The following is a 15381-nucleotide window of genomic DNA, read 5'->3' on the forward strand; positions in this document are numbered from 1 at the left end:
TGGGGTCCTTAGTGTGACGGGTGAAGCGCGTCGTTCAGGTAAACACAGGTCAGGATTGCGAACACATAGGCCTGCAGGCCGGCAACCAGCAATTCCAGGGCGTTCAGCGCGACGCCCATGCCGAAGGCCAGAAGGCCGACAACACCCATGAAGACCGCGCCGGACAGGGCCGCGCCGATCAGCTGGGCTGCAAAGGTTGCAAACAGTTTCAGCATGATGTGGCCGGCCAGCATGTTGGCGAACAGACGCAGCGCCAGCGTGACCGGACGGGCCAGGAAGGAAATGACCTCGATCGGCACGAGGATGAGATAGATCAGGAAGGGGGCGCCGGACGGGGCGAACAGCTTGAAGAAGCTGAGGCCGTTTTTCCAGATGCCGAAGCCGATGACGATGGAAATGACGAGCAGGGCCAAGGCGCCGGTGACGACCAGATGGCTGGTCGTGGTGAAGGCGTAGGGCACCATGCCGATCATGTTCGCAAAGAACACGAAGAAGAAGAGCGTGAAGACAAAGGGGAAGAAGCGCAAGCCTTCCTCACCGGCTGTCGAGCGGACCATGTCGGCCACGAAACCATAACCGATCTCGGCCATGGACTGGACGCGGCCCGGCACCAGCGCCTTTTTCGAGGCGGCATAACCGAAGAAGGCGATGCACAGCACGACACCCAGCAGCATGAAGCCCGAAGCGTTCGTGAAGGAAATGTCCACGCCGCCAATGCTCAGGTCCAGCCATTTGCTGACCTGGAACTGGTGGATCGGATCAATCGCGGTGTTTTGCAGAGCGAAGTTCATTCGTTCCCGGTCCCGTCTGTTGGAGCCTCCGGCTCCTGTAAGTGTCCTTGCGCCCGGGCGTTCAGTTCCCGATAGGCGCGCATCATCGCTCGAATACCTGCCGCAAAGCCGAGTGTCCCGACAATCAGCAGGCCCCAGGGCTTTGTTCCTGCGAAGGCGTCAATCCAGTAGCCGATCAGGCCGCCGACAAAGACACAGGCGACGAATTCCGCGCCATATCGCAGGGCGTAGGCCCCGGCCGAAAGGCTTCCATCATCGGGTTCGAGCTTGCGTTTGGCTGCCTCTTTGGCCGCTCGGGCCGCCTGAGCCTGGGCGATGCGTTCACCGAGGTCGTTCGGGCCTTCACTGGACATGATGTGACAAGCTTCGCGCGTGCGAATCCCTTCTGATGGGGTGCCCCCCGGATTTCGGCGCAAACTATGTATTGGGCGCAGGCAAGTCAACCGCGATTGCAGAAAGCTAGACGCCTGATTTTATTGGGTTTCTATTGCGGAGGTGTGCGCTACTCCGCCGCAACGAGCTCTTCGGCCGCCTGCAGGTCCACCGAAACCAGCTTGGAAACGCCCTTTTCGCGCATCGTGACGCCGAAAAGGCGGTCCATCCGGCTCATCGTGACCGGATTGTGCGTGATCACGACGAAGCGCGTATCTGTGCGCTGGCGCATCTCGTTCAGCATGTTGCAGAAGCGGTCCACATTGGCGTCGTCCAGCGGGGCATCCACCTCGTCCAGCACACAGATCGGCGCCGGGCGGGACAGGAAGACCGCGAAGATCAGCGCGGCTGCCGTAAGGGCCTGCTCACCGCCGGACATCAGGTTCAGCGTGCCGAGCTTCTTGCCCGGGGGCTGGGCCATGATTTCGAGGCCCGCCTGCAACGGATCATCCGCATCGACCAGGCGCAGTTCGGCCTGTCCGCCGCGGAACAGGGCCGTGAACAGCGCCTTGAAATGCTCGTTCACGGTTTCGAAGGCAGCCAGCAGGCGCTCGCGTCCTTCGGCATTCAGCGCATCCACGCCCTGGCGCAGCTTGGCAATGGCGGCGACGAGGTCTTCCTTCTCGGTGACCTGGGCGCCGAGGCGTTCTTCCAGTTCTGCCGCTTCTTCCTCGGCATTCATGTTCACGCCGCCCAACTGGTCCCGGGTGCGGCGCAACTCGTCGGCCTTGCGTTCGGCGTCGCGGGGCGTGAACTCCCCCATTTCCGCGTCTTCGAGGCCGGCTTCGGCAATCGCGAGCAGGCCTTCCGGCGTGCGCTGGAAATTGTTGCGGGCGATCTCGACCGATTCTTCGAGGCGGCCTTCGGCGTTTTCGAGCTTCACTTTCCAGCCGGCCAGGTTTTCGCGCGCTTCGGCGGCAGCATTGGCGGCGGCCCGGGCGGCCTGTTCGGCGGCGCGGATGGCGGCTTCCTTCTCGGCCAGCTGGTCGGCAACGCGCTGGCGTTCGGCCTCGAGGGCTTCGACCTCGTTGCGGCGGGCTTCGATCTGGGTGGCAAGTTCTTCCGGGCGGGCCCGGGCGGCAAGGGCCTCGGCGGCCGCCGACTTGCGGCGCTCGATCAGGCGCGCCACGCGCTCCTCGGTGGCGGCAATCCGGCCGGTCCAGGTCTTGATGTCCCGTTCCAGCCCGTCGCGGCGGGCCGCAGCCTGTTCGCGGCCACGGGTGATGTCGGTCAGGCGGCCACGGGCCTCGATCTCTTCGGTGCGGGCTTCGGCCACCATGGTGCGCGCTTCGGCCAGGCGGGTCTCCAGCGCGCTCTCATCCTCGGCCGGGCCATCCGGCGCGATCATGGCGAGGGTCTCGTTGACAATGGCCAGGTCGGCTTCGGCGCGGGTCAGCGCTTCGCCGCTCGTGTCCCGTTTCATCGCGGCGCGTTCGGAGGCCTGCGATTCCTGCGACACGCGGTTGCGGGACTCGCTCAGCGCCCGCTGGGCCGGGGCAATGGCCTGACGCAGGTCGCGCAGGCGGATCTCTGCGGCCTGACGCGCCTCGCGGGCGGCGATCAGGTCTGCCTCGCGGGCCTCGAAGGCCTGGCTGAGCGGGCCAAGTTCGGCCTCGGCGGCTTCCAGGCGGGCCTGCTGTTCGAGCCGTGCGGCGGCGCTGACGGGCGCGTCCGGCGTGCGGATATAGCCATCCCAGCGCCAGAGATGCCCCTCGACGGAGACCAGGCGCTGGCCGGGTTTCAGGGCGGCCATCAGGCGTTCGCCATCGGCCGGCGCAACCACGCCGCACTGGGCAAGGCGAGCGGCCAGTTCGCCGGGAGCCTCGGTGAAATCGGTCAGCGGGCGGGCCCCGTCCGGCAGGCTCTGGGCCGCCAGCGCGGCGCCACCCCAGAACATGGCGGCAGAGCGGTCCGTCGGCGCCTCGATATCGTCGCCGAGGGCCGCGGCAATGGCTTTCTCATAGCCGTCCTGCGTGCGGATGCGTTCGACCACAGGCGGGGCCTTCGGGCCTTCCGCCTTGCGGAGCAGTTTGTGCAGGCCGGCAATCTCGGCCTCGAGCGCGCGGACATCCTGCTGGGCAGCGTCGCGCGGGGCCTGCGCAGCGGTTTCAGCGTTGCGTGTTTCGGCCAGGTTCGCTTCAGCGGCCTCGACGGCCTGTTCAGCCTGGTGCAGAGCGGTTTCAGCCTGTTCCTCGGCGGTCTTGGCGTCCTTCAGCCGGGTCACCAGCGTCACGACATCCTCGATCCGGGACATCTCGCCCCTGAGCCGGTCGATCTCGGCGGTCAGCTGGGCCTGGCGGCGGCGCTGGGCGGCAGCATTCTCTTCCGATGCCCGGCGCTGGGCACGCACCTGGGACAGGCGCTCCTGTGCCTCGTCGGCGGCCTTTTCGGCGGCGGCCAGCCGCGTGCGGGCATCTTCCAGCGCCTTGCGGGTTTCGGCCTCGATCTCTTCATTGCGGGCCTCGTCCAGGACCGGCAGCGAGGAGAGTTCGAATTTGGCGTGCGCCAGCGCGTCCTCGGCTTCCAGTTTCTGGGCCTGCTCGCGCTCGATGTCTTCCATCAGGCGGGTGGCTTCCGCGTCGAGCCGCTGGTGCGTGTCGGCGGCCACCTTGCGTTCGGTCTCCATCTGCGCCAGCGCGATGCGGGCCTGGCCCAGCTTGGCGGCGGCGACGCTTTCGGCTTCGCGCAGCGGGTTCAGGCCGTCGCTGGCCTCGATGCGTTCGCGCTCGCGGACAGCGTCCTCGCGGGTTTTCTCCTCGACGGCGCGACGGGCCTCGTCCAGCTGGGTGCGGGCCGTGTCGCAGGCGAGTTTGGCCTCATGCCAGCGCAGATGCGCGATCAGGGCGTCGAGGGCGTGGATCTCTTCCGACAGGCGCTTGTAGCGGCGGGCCTTGGCGGCCTGGCGCTTGAGGCTGGCGAGCTGGCGCTCGACCTCGGCGGAAACTTCCGACAGGCGCTCCAGATTGGTCTCGGCCCCGTTCAGCTTCAGTTCGGCCTCATGACGGCGGGAGTTCAGGCCGGCAATGCCGGCGGCCTCTTCGAGGATGCGGCGGCGGTTCTGGGGCTTGGAGCCGATCAGTTCGGAGATCTGGCCCTGACGCACCAGCGCCGGAGAGTTCGCCCCGGTGGAGGCATCCGCGAACAGGAGCTGGATGTCCTTGCCGCGCACGGTGCGCCCGTTCAGCTTGTAGGTGGAGCCCGCGCCGCGCTTCAGGCGGCGGATGATTTCCAGCGTGTCGGAGGCGTTGAATTCCGGCGGCGCGGTGCGTTTGGAATTGTCCAGCACCAGGGTGACTTCCGCCGTCTCGCGCGCCGGGCGGCCATCGGCGCCGGAGAAGATCAGGTCATCCATCTCGCCGCCGCGCATGGCCCGGGCGGAGCTGGCGCCCATGGCCCAGCGCAGGGCTTCGAGCAGGTTGGACTTGCCGCAGCCATTCGGGCCGACAATCCCTGTCAGCCCTGGCTGGATCGGCACATCCTGAGGGTCCACGAAGGACTTGAAGCCAGCGATACGGAGTTCGGTTATCTGCATACTGGCGTCCCCATCCTCCTACTCGTCGGCAGTTGCGCCCGCCGCTTCAAGGGCAGCGTCCAGCGCGGCCTTGACCTTTTCGGCAGAATTCATGTTGGCGAATTGCTGAGTCTCGCCATTGATCACGAAGGTCGGCGTGCCGGTGACGCCATAGGCCTCGGCGGTCTGGTAGATGTCGGCCATCTGTTCGCGCAGGCCGCGATTGTTCATGCAGGCATCGAACTGTTCCTCGGTCTCGATGCCGTGACGCTGGCCGATGGTCTGCAGCATGGCCTTGAGCACGCCGTTCTGGGCGGATTCGATGATGCCGGACTGGTATTCGAACAGCTCGTCGAGCACGTCGAAATACTTGTCTTCTCCGGCGCACATGGCGACCAGATAGGCCGGCACGTCCGGTCCGTGCAGCGGATATTCGCGGAAGATCAGCTTCACCTTGCCGGTGTCGATATAGTCGGACTGGACCACCGGGCTGATCTCGTCATGCCAGTATTTGCAGGCCGGGCAGGTGGGCGAGGCATATTCGATCAGCGTGACCGGCGCGTCGGCATTTCCCTTCACATGGCCCAGCTCGCTGCTGGCCGCCACCGTGACATCGCTGGCCGCAGCGGTGTCGGTTCCGGACTCGCCGCAGGCTGCCAGGGCAAGGGCCGAGATTGCGGCAAGCGCGGTGCGTCGTGAGAAGAAATTCATGGTCATAACCTTCGCGTTAAGGATTGAGTCGGTTAGGTTGCCAATTGGTTAACTGCAACCATGGGTTCTGTTAACTATTCTGCCGGATCAGCAGGCATTTCGGAAAGCGCCGCCAGCTGCGCGTCGAGATAGGCGGCGAACGCATCGGCGGACTCGAAGTCCTTATCGACATATTTCTCCTCGCCATTGACGATCAGGGTCGGCGTGCCGCGCAATTCGTAGAGGTCGGCGGTTTCCTGCACTTCGATCATGTCCAGCCGGATATTCATGTTCTCATAGCAGGCATCGAACTGGGCAGGCGTTCGGATGCCGAATTCCGCACCGATATCCAGGAAGGTGTCGAGCACGGTGCCGGCCTGCGCGGTTTTGATGATCTCCGGTTGCCGTTCGAAAATCGCATCCGTGATCGCGAAGAACTTGTCTTCCCCCTTGCACCGGGCCATCGAGATGAGGGCCGTATCGACGTCATTGCGCAGTGCTTCGCGGAAGATGAAGCGCACCTTGCCGGTCTCGATATAGTCCTGCTCGACGCGCGGCATGATCTTGTCATGGAAGTATTTGCATCCGCCGCAGGTGACCGATCCGTATTCGATCAGGGTGATCGGGGCATCCTCGGATCCCTTCGAATGCCCGATAGACAGATCGTCTGCCAGGGCAGGCAGGGCGAGTATTGCGGCCGGGACAAGGGCGGTGAGAAGGGATTTCAGCATGTCGGGGCTCCTTGCAGGCAGCGCGGGATCTAGAACGGCAAATCGCCGTCGGTTCCGGATTTGGCGGCGGGCGGCGCATCATCCGCGGTTAGCATGGCCTCTCCCAGCGCAACAATTGCAGCCCGCAGCTTGTCGTCTGCGATGTTTGCGGCGGAGGCCTCCAGCTCCCGGCGCTCGGCCGGGGTCAGCGGCCGGGCCTTGCGGCGCATCGGTTTGGCGGGCTCCGCGCCCAGCGCGCCCTGCTTGATCCTGATCGCCGTGATGTCACCCCCGGCAGAGACCGATACGCGCTGGCGCAGGGTTTCGGACTGGTGCTGGACCATCGGGGCCGCCTGCGGCACGACCAGAAGGGTCAGCACCCGGCCATCCTTGCCGCCGCTGAGGCGTTCCGGGCGGCAGTATTTGTAGAGTTGCTCGCCGGCAATTTCCCGCCAGCGCTGGCGCAGCACCTGAATGGGCGGCAGTTTCTTCGCGCCGGATTTGCGACCGACCCGTTCGGCGGACAGGCCGATCTGGCGCATGCCGGGATGGGCGCGCGTCGCCCGCTGATAGCGCAGGCGAATCCGCGCGCGGGCTTCCTCGATGGGATCAAGACTTGATCTCGTGACCATTCGCACGAGATTGCACGGCTTTCGGGCGAGGAAAAGGCATGGCGCCGGCAAAGCACAGAGATTTGATGAGCCTGCCGGGCAAGTTGCTGCCCTGGTTCGGACGGCATGCCCGTGACCTGCCTTGGCGGACGCTGCCATCTGACCGGGCGGCCGGACGGCGGCCGGATCCCTATCGCGTCTGGCTGTGTGAGATCATGATGCAACAGACGACCATCCCGCATGGCACGCCTTACTTCCATGCCTTCACGCAGCGCTGGCCGACGGTCGAATCGCTCGCAGGGGCGCGGGATGAGGAGGTGATGAGCGCCTGGGCCGGGCTCGGATACTATGCGCGGGCCCGCAATCTGCTGAAATGTGCGCGTGAGGTGGCGGCCCGCGGCGGCTTTCCCGACACGGAGGCTGAATTGCGCAAGCTGCCCGGCATCGGCCCCTATACGGCTGGGGCCATTGCGGCGATCGCCTTCGACCGGCAGGCCGCAGCCGTAGACGGCAATGTCGACCGTGTGTTTGCCCGCCTCATGGCGCTCAAGGGAGACTGGGCGGCGGAGAAGAAAGTGATTGCCGAGACCGTCCGGACGCTCGTGCCGGAGGACCGGCCGGGCGAGTTCGCCGAAGCGCTGATGGACCTTGGCGCGACGGTGTGCACGCCAACCCGCCCCAATTGCCTGATCTGTCCGCTGGCCGATCTCTGCGCCGCCCGCGCCGAGGGCGCGCCGGAGCGCTATCCGATCAAGCCGGCCAAGGCGGCAAAGCCGGTGCGCTACGGCACGGCCTACCTGCTGCAGGTGCGGGATGAAGTCCTGCTGGTCCGCCGCCCGGACAGGGGCCTGCTCGGCGGCATGCTGGCCCTGCCTACCGGCGACTGGGTCGAGGGCGGCTTCGCCGACACACCGCCGCCAGCCGCCGCAGACTGGGAGGAGATTGGCGAAGTGCGTCATGTGTTCACGCATTTTGCCCTGCGCTTTCGCGTGATGCGTGCCACGGCCGCCCGCAAACCGCGACTGCCTGGCGGCATCTGGACCAGAACGGCAGATGTCGACGGTCTGCCCAGCGTGTTCGCAAAAGCCTTCCGGCTCGCCACAGCATAAAATAGTTACCGCTAACACTGGACAAGCCGTCGGCCATCGGGAAAGCTTTGGCTCAAACAGACAAAAGGGGCGGAGCCGGACATGAAGCCGAAATGTATTCTGATTGCTGGCGCGGCGCTGGGGCTTGCCGTCGCGGGCGCGCAGGCCGACACGCCCAGACTGGCAGATGTGTTTGGTGACCATATGGTGCTGCAGCGGGATGTGCCGGCGCGCCTGTTTGGCACGGCAGACCCGGGCGCAGCCTTCATCGTGTCGCTGGACGGCGCGGACAGCCCGGTCCGGGCCGGGCATGACGGACGCTGGTGGGTGGAATTCCCGGCGCTGGCCATGGGCGAGGCGCACGAGATTTCCCTGTCCGTGGACGGAGAGATTGTCCAGTCCGTCGAGGATGTCCTGGCGGGCGATGTCTTTCTGTGCTCGGGACAGTCCAATATGGAATACCCGATGGCGCGCGTCACCTATGCCGAGCGCGAAGTGGCGGGCGCCGGCCATCCGCATCTGCGGCTGCTGCATGTCAACCGGTCCCTGTCGCTGACGCCCGAGTCGCGCCTGCCGGAAGGCAGTGCCTGGGCGGTGGCCACGCCGGATACGGCCGCCGGGTTCTCCGCCGTCTGCTATTATACCGGCCGGGCCCTCGCCGAGACACATGATGTGCCGGTCGGGCTGATTGCGTCCAGTTGGGGCGGGTCGCGGATCGAGTCGTGGATTGACGGGAAGGTGACCGGGGGCGCAGGCGATCATGCGGGCCAGATCGCCCTGCTGGACCTTTACCGCAATGACCCGGCGGCGGCGGCAGATGCCTATGCCGAAGGCTGGCAGGCAAGCTGGCGCGCCGACCCGGCCGGGGCGGGCGCAGCGGTCTGGGAGGCGCCCGAGGCAGGCGACTGGACACCGGTGCCGGGACCGTTGCGCGACTGGCGGCAATGGGGTGATCCGGCACTGACCGATCATCTGGGCATGGTGTGGCACAAGATCGGGTTCGACCTGACCGAGACACAGGCCCGGCAGGGCGCGCGGCTGCACATCGGCGCGGTCGACGATACAGACATGACCTGGCTGAATGGCACCGCCATCGGCACGACCTTCGACTGGGGCGGGCTGCGCGTCTATGACGTGCCGGCCGGCCTGTTGCGGCCCGGCCGCAACAGCGTGTTGGTCAATGCGCACAATGATTATGGCGAGGGCGGCATGAAGGGTCCTGACACGGAGCTGCGGCTGGAGCTGGCCGATGGCGGACAGGTCTCGCTGGCCGAAGGCTGGATGTATCGCAAGGTGCCTGCCGCCATGTCATCGCCCAAGCCTGCGCCCTGGTTCACCATCAAGGGCTATACGATGCTGCACAATGCCATGATCGCACCGCTGGACGGCCTGCGCCTGAAAGGGGCGGTCTGGTATCAGGGCGAGTCGAATGCCGGAGACGGCGTGGCATATGAATCCCTGTTGCGGCTGCTGGTGGAAGACTGGCGCGCCAAGTTCGGAGACGGCCTTCCGGTGGCGGTGGTGCAGCTGCCGCGCTATGGCGCGCTGCCCGTGGCGGCGGGCGAGCCGGGCTGGGGCGTGATCCGGGAATCCATGCGGCGCGTGGCTGCCGGCGATCCACAAATCGGCCTGGCAGTGACGATCGACCGGGGCGATCCGGCAGACATCCATCCGCCCAACAAGAAGGCCGTAGCCGAACGGGTCATCCGGGTCATGCGGGTACTGGCCTATGACGCGCCAGACGCGGCCGCCTCCGGGCCGGTTGCCCGGCAGGCCGTGCAGAATGGCGATGCTGTGCGCATCCAGTTTGACGGTCTTGAAGAGGGCCTCGAAACGGTCAGCGCGGCCATGGTCATGGGGCTGGAAGCGTGCACGGGCGAGATCTGCCGGTTCGTGCCGGGACGGCTGGACGCAGATGCCGTCATTGCCGAAACGGGCCCGGCGCCGGTCGACCAGATCCGCTACTGCCAGGGCGATGCACCCCTCTGCAACCTGTTTGACGGCAATGGCCTGCCGGCAGGCCCGTTCTGGATTCCGGTCGACTAGGCCACGCGCCTATTCGGCCGGCACCATGTCCGGCGTGTCGGGGCGTACGGCGCGGCGGATGACGTCGCCATAGCCGCGGGAGATGCAGTCGAATCCGTCATAATAACCGCGTGATGACAGCAGCGTGTGCAGCCGTTTCAGCCGGTAGGGCGGGATCGAGGCGAACATGTGATGCTCCAGATGGTAGTTCACATCATTCGGGGCGATCAGCAGCCGCTGCCAGAACGGGGCCACGGTTGTGCCGGTGTTCAGGCGCGGGTCGAGGCTGGTGCGGTCCTTCGCTGTGCCATGCTCGCCAATCTGGCGCAGGCGGACAATCGCCGGGTAGACGAACAATTCCGCCGCCCACCACATCAGATACGCCCAAGGGGCGCCGACTGAGGTCAGCACCGCAAGCAGGCCGACATGGAAGGCCAGCCATTGCCAGTTGCGTGACAGCCTGAACCCCCGGATCTTGCGCAGCGTGTCGCGGAAACCAGTTTGCCCCGTCAGGTCACGGATGAATTTGCGACGCAGGCTTTCTTTCGGCACGGGGTAGTTTTTCACGAAGATGATGTCCGGATCCTGCGGTGTGCCGGCATGCTTGTGATGCTTCAGATGGTAGGCGCGATAGGCGGGCAGGGAGATGTTCATCGGGGCGCCGACGATCCAGTGTCCGACGAACTCGTCCACTTTCGGGTTCTTGAAGAAGGCGTGGTGGGCGCAGTCATGATTGATGATGCCGAGGCCCAGCTGGCGACCGCCCAGAATGAGGATGCCGGCCAGGATGGTCAGCGGGTTCGGCCACACAATGGCGACCGCGAAGGCGGCGATGATCAGGCCCCAGTTCCAGATCAGCGTGGCCAGGGCGCGCAGGTCCGACTTCTTGCGCAGCGCGCGCAGTTCCTCTTTGGTAACCGCGTCAGACAGTTTCATCGTATTGGCCATGGCAGGGCTCCCATCCTGTGCATTTAAGGAATATTACACAAAACAACGGTATGAGTCAATTCGTGTATTATTATGAGCCTCTGACCCCCGAGGATGTGTCGGCCCGGGCCCTGGTCCTGTCCCTGATGAGCAGTACCGATGCCTCGCCCCAGGCCATCGGACGGCTGATTCATGCCGCGGCCCTGTTCGGCATCGAGGCCGCGACCCTGCGCGTGGCGGTCACCCGCCTGATGAAGGATGGCCTGCTGGAAAGCCCCGACCGGGGCATCTATGCGCCGGGCCCGAAGGCACAGGCCCTGATGCGGCGTGTCCAGCAATGGGAGAATGTCGAACGCCGCATGGTGGCCTGGAATGGCGACTGGCTGGTCGCGCTGACCCGGCATCTCGGGCGCAGCGACCGGAAACAGCTGCGCGCACGCGAACGGGCGCTGGCCCTGTTTGGCTACCAGCAGACGGAAGAGGGGTTCTGGGTGCGCCCGGCCAATCTTGCCGGCGATCTCGAAACCCACCGGGCCGACCTGACCGGGATCGGCGCCGATGAAGACATCATCCTGATGCGCGCCTGCGAACTGGCCATGGCCGGGCCGCAGGACTGGGCGAGCCTGTGGTCGCCGGACGCGCTGTCGCGCTCCTATGCCCACGCCATCGAAACGATGGAGCAGAGCCTTGCGGGGCTGGACGGGCGCACGCTGGACGAGGCGGCGCGTGAAACACTGCTGATCGGCCAGCCGGTGATCCGGGCGATCAATTTCGATCCGTTGCTGCCGCCGGAACTCGGCGATCAGGCCGGCCTGTTGCGCATGGCGGACAAGATGCGCGCCTACAACAAGGTCGGGCAGGCCTGCTGGCAGCGCTATTATGCGTCCATTGAAAAAGCGGCGCAGGACTGATCCCGCGCCGCTTCCTGGTCCTGCATGAGGCCGGGCCGGACTAGTTCAGCCCCATTTCCTCGCGATAGCGGCGGCGCAGCAGATCGATCGGCGCGAGGTTCCGCTTCGGGTCCTCATAGTGCCAATAGGTCCAGCCATTGCAGGCCGGGGCCTGCTGCACATGTGCACCGAGACGGTGGATCGAGCCGGAGACGCTGCCGGTGGTCAGGGAGCCGTCGACGCGGATGCGGGCCTGGTACCGGCGCTGCGGACTGAACAGGCGGTCGCCGGGCTTCAGCCAGCCGCTTTCCAGCAGGGCGCCGAACGGCACGCGCGGCAGCGATTTCTTGCTCTTCTCGGTTTCCAGCACGGCGCCCTCGATCGGCTCGATGGCCTTGAGGCGCGCGCGCGACAGGCGGACATAGGTCTCGTCCCGCTCGATGCCGACATAGTTGCGGCCGAGGCGCTTGGCGGCAGCCGCCGTGGTGCCCGTGCCGGAGAACGGATCGAGCACCGTGTCGCCCGGATGCGTCGTGGCGAGCAGCACGCGCTGCAACAGGCTTTCCGGCTTCTGGGTCGGATGCGCCTTCTTGCCGTCATCATCCTTCAGGCGCTCGCCGCCGGTGCACAGCGGGATCATCCAGTCGGAGCGCATCTGCTTGTCGTCATTGAAGACTTTCAGCGCGTCATAATTGAAGGTGCATTTCGAGGCTTCGGACTTGCCGGCCCAGATCAGCGTCTCGTGGGCGTTCTGGAAGCGGGTACCCTTGAAGTTCGGCATCGGATTCGATTTCAGCCAGATGACGTCATTCTGGATCCAGAAACCCTGATCCTGCAGGATCGCGCCGACGCGGAAGATGTTGTGATAGGAGCCGATCACCCAGATCGCGCCATCATCCTTCAGCACGCGACGGCATTCCTCCAGCCATTGGTGCGTGAACAGGTCATAGGCGTCGAAACTGTCGAACTTGTCCCAGTCATCATCGACGCCATCGACCACGGACTGGTCCGGACGGGTCAGGCCGCCGCCCAGCTGCAAATTGTAGGGCGGGTCGGCAAAGACGAGATCCACCGACCGATCCGGCAGGCGGGACAGGATGTCGATGCAATCGCCCTGCATGATCACGTTTTTCTGTAGGTCCATAGGTTCAGCCCCGCTTGCGCTAATTGTCGTATCGAAGCGCGAATCAGTGCCGGACGCCGGTTTCTGAATCCCTAATCATTGCGCTGCCGAATCAGCCCCGAATCGTTGCGGAACCGAAACTAACAGCGGAGTCTTGTTGTGGATAGGGCTGTGATTCGATTCGGGGAAAGCCTGTGGAATTTGTGTGAACTGCTTCCGCGTCTCGCCTAGACGTCGAGCCGGAACTGGCCGCCCTTGTCCTCGGCCACGCGGAACAGGTCGGTCCGCAGCGGGCCGCGTGGGGCGTTCATGTCCAGACGGGCGGCAGCGCGCCCGAAACGTTTCGAGATCAGGTCGGCCACCGGCCCGCCACCGCGCATGCGCTCATGCCAGTTGGCATCATAGTCCCGGCCGCCCCGCATCTCGCGGATGAGATTGATGACGCGGGCGGCCCGGTCCGGCACGTGCTGGACCAGCCATTCATGGAACAGGTCCTTGATGTCATAGGGCAGGCGCAACAGCACATAGCCGGCGCGCGTGGCGCCATGATCGGCTGCGGCTTCCAGCAAGTGTTCGATCTCATGATCATTGAGGCCCGGAATGATCGGCGCCGTCATCACGGTGACTTCGATGCCGGCCTCGCTGAGGGCGCGAATGGTTTCCAGCCGGCGGGTCGGCGTTGCCGCGCGCGGCTCCATCTTGCGGGCCAGCGACCGGTCGAGCGTGGTGATCGAGATGCCGACCCGGGCAAGGCCGGCCTCGGCCAGCGGCGCGATCAGGTCGAGGTCGCGCAGGATCAGGGCAGACTTGGTCAGCAGGCTGACCGGGTGACGATGCGCCGCCAGCACTTCCAGCAGGCTGCGGGTCAGGCGCTGCTCGCGCTCGACCGGTTGATAGGCATCGGTGTTCATGCCCAGCGCGATCACCCGGGGCACATAGCCGGGCTTTGCCAGCTCGCGCTTCAACAGTTCGACGGCATTGTCCTTGTAGAAAAGCTTGCTTTCGAAATCGAGCCCCGCCGAAAGTCCGCCCCAGGCATGGCTCGGACGGGCGAAGCAATAGATGCAGCCATGCTCGCAGCCCCGATACGGGTTGACCGTGCGGTCAAACGAGATGTCAGGCGATTTGTTGAAGGTGATGATCTTGCGGGCGGAATCCTTCATCAGGACGGTTTCCAGACGTCCGGCATCATCCTCGATCGTGCCCCAGCCATCATCGAAGGCCTGGCGGGTTTCGGCCTCGTAGCGGCCGCTCTGATTGGAGATCGCGCCGCGGCCGCGCTGTTCGAAGCGTTCTCCGGCCTTGCGGGTTTCGACCAGGGTGACCCGGCCTGTAGGGGGTAGTTTCTGTCCGGTTCTCATGCCGTGACATGGCCACAGGTATCAGAACAAATCAAGAACATTTGCGCGGGAGCGCGTCGGTTTCCTGTGGAATCAAAGCCCCTTCAGCGCCGTGAAATTCTCCAGCACCTTGCGCACGGTCGTCGGCATCTGCCGGTCCATCACATCCCGCGTGCCGCTGAACCGGTCATAAGCCGGGTCCCCGGCCAGTTCCGGAGTTTTGCGGCCAGCCATGTGCCAGCTGGAAAACATGCGAAGTTCCGCGGGTTCGGACAGGACCGTGGTGACCGAGACATGGCGTGTGTCCATCATGATGCGGCTGTAGATGTTCTCGACATTGGCCCGCGGGCCTTCCAGCACCTGAAGGAAGTTCAGCCCGTTATAGATGAGGACGCCGGTGATGTTCCGGGTCTCGTTATTGCGGATCGAACTGGCGACGATCGCGTCAATATCCTCGGGAACCAGCCCGTCAGAAGCGGTGCTGACATAGATCAGTCTGTGCATGGGAAGTCTGCCGTTTGAGAGTTGCACGCGATGTGGACACTGTTTCGAGGGGCCGCTCGATAACATGCATCAAGTTAACGGTTCTTGTCCCGGTTCCACGATTTCCAATCGGAGATTTCATCCACATCCTGCAGCGTTTCAAGCAGTGAAACCCGGAATTTGCCCGGAAGGTTTGCACGCAGGTCCGCCATGGCATGCGGCCCGGACCAGCGTATATCTTCAAAGATTGCCGGCAGGCCCGGGCGCTTGTTCACGCCGAACAGCCAGAAGCCGCCATCGCTGGCCGGGCCGAACACGGCATCATGCCGCTGCAGCCGGCGTGCGGCGCGGATCAGGTGCCCGGCGGTCAGGTCCGGTGCGTCAGTGCCGATGAACAGGATCGGGCCGGCCGGAGAGTCGGCCAGGCCCCTGGCCAGCCGGTGGGTCAGCGTGCCGGGGCCCTGGCTGAACCGGGGCAGGTGCGCGGGCAACAGGCCGCCCAGCGTCTCTCCCAGGGCGCGGTCCGGCGCCAGATACAGCGCGGCATCGAGTCCGCTCGCCCGGACGGCGCGCAACGTTCGCGCCAGCGTGAAATGGGCAATGCGGCGGGCTTCTGTGCGTCCCGCTCCGGCGGCAAGCCGGGTCTTGGCCAGCCCCATGCGGGGCGGCTTGGCATAGATCAGAAGGCGCGGTCGTGACATGGTCCTGCCTTACTTTTGTCCGGCGGCAGGCGAAAGATGCCATCGGAAGACAGCGGAGG

At 65.2% G+C, this 15381-nt stretch carries 14 protein-coding genes; 3 read left to right on the forward strand and 11 right to left on the reverse strand.

Annotated features, from left to right (window positions below):
- Positions 1-8 precede the first annotated feature (8 nt).
- From HF955_RS12200 to HF955_RS12225, 6 genes are all read right to left on the reverse strand, one after another.
- Complete coding sequence (locus tag HF955_RS12200) at positions 9-791, reverse strand: F0F1 ATP synthase subunit A (protein WP_291075391.1); 783 nt, start codon at positions 789-791, stop codon at positions 9-11.
- On the reverse strand, positions 788-1144 hold the full coding sequence (locus HF955_RS12205) for an AtpZ/AtpI family protein (RefSeq protein ID WP_291075392.1): 357 nt from the start codon (positions 1142-1144) through the stop codon (positions 788-790). Before HF955_RS12205 ends, HF955_RS12200 begins: the two co-directional genes overlap by 4 nt.
- 149 nt (positions 1145-1293) lie before the next feature.
- Positions 1294-4755 carry a chromosome segregation protein SMC gene (smc, locus tag HF955_RS12210; RefSeq protein WP_291075393.1) on the reverse strand — a complete coding sequence of 1154 codons (3462 nt, stop codon included), beginning with the start codon at positions 4753-4755 and terminating at the stop codon, positions 1294-1296.
- Between the two features lie 18 nt (positions 4756-4773).
- Positions 4774-5445 (reverse strand): thioredoxin domain-containing protein, encoded by a 672-nt coding sequence (locus HF955_RS12215; protein ID WP_291075394.1) that lies wholly within the window; start codon positions 5443-5445, stop codon positions 4774-4776.
- Between the two features lie 74 nt (positions 5446-5519).
- On the reverse strand, positions 5520-6155 hold the full coding sequence (locus HF955_RS12220) for a thioredoxin domain-containing protein (protein ID WP_291075395.1): 636 nt from the start codon (positions 6153-6155) through the stop codon (positions 5520-5522).
- Positions 6156-6184: 29 nt separating this feature from the next.
- Positions 6185-6766, reverse strand: a complete 582-nt coding sequence (locus HF955_RS12225) for a DUF721 domain-containing protein (protein ID WP_291075396.1) — start codon at positions 6764-6766, stop codon at positions 6185-6187.
- A 38-nt stretch (positions 6767-6804) separates the two neighbouring features.
- Here HF955_RS12225 and HF955_RS12230 point away from each other — a divergent pair, with 38 nt between their 5' ends.
- Positions 6805-7854: an A/G-specific adenine glycosylase gene (locus HF955_RS12230; protein ID WP_291075397.1), complete on the forward strand. Its 1050-nt coding sequence runs from the start codon at positions 6805-6807 to the stop codon at positions 7852-7854.
- Positions 7855-7935: 81 nt separating this feature from the next.
- On the forward strand, positions 7936-9879 hold the full coding sequence (locus tag HF955_RS12235; RefSeq protein ID WP_291075398.1) for a sialate O-acetylesterase: 1944 nt from the start codon (positions 7936-7938) through the stop codon (positions 9877-9879).
- Positions 9880-9888: 9 nt separating this feature from the next.
- Here the strand turns inward: HF955_RS12235 and HF955_RS12240 are convergent, their stop codons facing one another.
- Positions 9889-10806 carry a fatty acid desaturase family protein gene (locus HF955_RS12240; protein ID WP_291075399.1) on the reverse strand — a complete coding sequence of 306 codons (918 nt, stop codon included), beginning with the start codon at positions 10804-10806 and terminating at the stop codon, positions 9889-9891.
- 50 nt (positions 10807-10856) lie between these two features.
- On the opposite strand from HF955_RS12240, the gene HF955_RS12245 reads away from it, so the two are divergent.
- Entirely contained in the window at positions 10857-11696 is an 840-nt protein-coding gene (locus tag HF955_RS12245) for a hypothetical protein (protein ID WP_291075400.1), read from the forward strand.
- A gap of 40 nt (positions 11697-11736) precedes the next feature.
- On the opposite strand, the gene HF955_RS12250 is transcribed toward HF955_RS12245, so the two are convergent.
- From HF955_RS12250 to HF955_RS12265, 4 genes are all read right to left on the reverse strand, one after another.
- On the reverse strand, positions 11737-12819 hold the full coding sequence (locus tag HF955_RS12250; RefSeq protein WP_027838446.1) for a DNA methyltransferase: 1083 nt from the start codon (positions 12817-12819) through the stop codon (positions 11737-11739).
- A 206-nt stretch (positions 12820-13025) separates the two neighbouring features.
- Positions 13026-14159, reverse strand: a complete 1134-nt coding sequence (locus tag HF955_RS12255; protein ID WP_291075401.1) for a PA0069 family radical SAM protein — start codon at positions 14157-14159, stop codon at positions 13026-13028.
- Positions 14160-14231: 72 nt separating this feature from the next.
- Positions 14232-14642 carry a BLUF domain-containing protein gene (locus HF955_RS12260; RefSeq protein WP_291075402.1) on the reverse strand — a complete coding sequence of 137 codons (411 nt, stop codon included), beginning with the start codon at positions 14640-14642 and terminating at the stop codon, positions 14232-14234.
- Between the two features lie 74 nt (positions 14643-14716).
- Positions 14717-15322, reverse strand: a complete 606-nt coding sequence (locus tag HF955_RS12265) for a DUF2064 domain-containing protein (RefSeq protein WP_291075403.1) — start codon at positions 15320-15322, stop codon at positions 14717-14719.
- Positions 15323-15381: the final 59 nt, after the last annotated feature.

This window comes from Hyphomonas sp., from assembly GCF_017792385.1.
Lineage (GTDB): Bacteria > Pseudomonadota > Alphaproteobacteria > Caulobacterales > Hyphomonadaceae > Hyphomonas.

Bases quoted from the DNA above. Each gene is read 5' to 3' on its own strand.
- HF955_RS12230 (WP_291075397.1), top strand. From the start codon at position 6,805: ATGGCGCCGGCAAAGCACAGAGATTTGATGAGCCTGCCGGGCAAGTTG.
- HF955_RS12220 (WP_291075395.1), bottom strand. From the start codon at position 6,155: ATGCTGAAATCCCTTCTCACCGCCCTTGTCCCGGCCGCAATACTCGCC.
- smc (WP_291075393.1), bottom strand. From the start codon at position 4,755: ATGCAGATAACCGAACTCCGTATCGCTGGCTTCAAGTCCTTCGTGGAC.
- HF955_RS12255 (WP_291075401.1), bottom strand. From the start codon at position 14,159: ATGAGAACCGGACAGAAACTACCCCCTACAGGCCGGGTCACCCTGGTC.
- HF955_RS12205 (WP_291075392.1), bottom strand. From the start codon at position 1,144: ATGTCCAGTGAAGGCCCGAACGACCTCGGTGAACGCATCGCCCAGGCT.
- HF955_RS12225 (WP_291075396.1), bottom strand. From the start codon at position 6,766: ATGGTCACGAGATCAAGTCTTGATCCCATCGAGGAAGCCCGCGCGCGG.
- HF955_RS12215 (WP_291075394.1), bottom strand. From the start codon at position 5,445: ATGAATTTCTTCTCACGACGCACCGCGCTTGCCGCAATCTCGGCCCTT.
- HF955_RS12260 (WP_291075402.1), bottom strand. From the start codon at position 14,642: ATGCACAGACTGATCTATGTCAGCACCGCTTCTGACGGGCTGGTTCCC.
- HF955_RS12265 (WP_291075403.1), bottom strand. From the start codon at position 15,322: ATGTCACGACCGCGCCTTCTGATCTATGCCAAGCCGCCCCGCATGGGG.
- HF955_RS12250 (WP_027838446.1), bottom strand. From the start codon at position 12,819: ATGGACCTACAGAAAAACGTGATCATGCAGGGCGATTGCATCGACATC.
- HF955_RS12200 (WP_291075391.1), bottom strand. From the start codon at position 791: ATGAACTTCGCTCTGCAAAACACCGCGATTGATCCGATCCACCAGTTC.
- HF955_RS12235 (WP_291075398.1), top strand. From the start codon at position 7,936: ATGAAGCCGAAATGTATTCTGATTGCTGGCGCGGCGCTGGGGCTTGCC.
- HF955_RS12245 (WP_291075400.1), top strand. From the start codon at position 10,857: ATGAGTCAATTCGTGTATTATTATGAGCCTCTGACCCCCGAGGATGTG.
- HF955_RS12240 (WP_291075399.1), bottom strand. From the start codon at position 10,806: ATGGCCAATACGATGAAACTGTCTGACGCGGTTACCAAAGAGGAACTG.